This window comes from Streptomyces sp. URMC 126, from assembly GCF_051386555.1.
Classification (GTDB): domain Bacteria; phylum Actinomycetota; class Actinomycetes; order Streptomycetales; family Streptomycetaceae; genus Streptomyces.
On record NZ_JBPQTX010001347.1, the window covers coordinates 1 to 236 of the forward strand.

Genomic DNA, 236 nt, shown 5'->3' on the forward strand with positions numbered 1-236 from the left:
GGGTTGCAGCTCTCCTCCCGCAGAACTTCGCTTAGGGCGTCGTACCGTTCGAAAGGCCTCGGTGAGCTTTCAGCCTACGCTACTTTGATCCTCGATGCCTTAAACGGCGACCGCTCGCTTTTTCTTCGTTTCGACGAGGTGGAATGGGCCTGGCGGGTGCTGGAGCCGGTGTTGCGGCCAGTAGACCCCCCCGAGCTATACGCTCCCGGAAGCATCGGCCCCAACAATCAGTTCAG

At 60.2% G+C, this 236-nt stretch carries 1 pseudogene; it reads left to right on the top strand.

Features of this window, described 5'->3' with window-relative positions:
• Positions 1–3 precede the first annotated feature (3 nt).
• Positions 4–236: pseudogene (locus tag ACSNOK_RS36215) on the top strand (glucose-6-phosphate dehydrogenase); the annotation flags it as partial.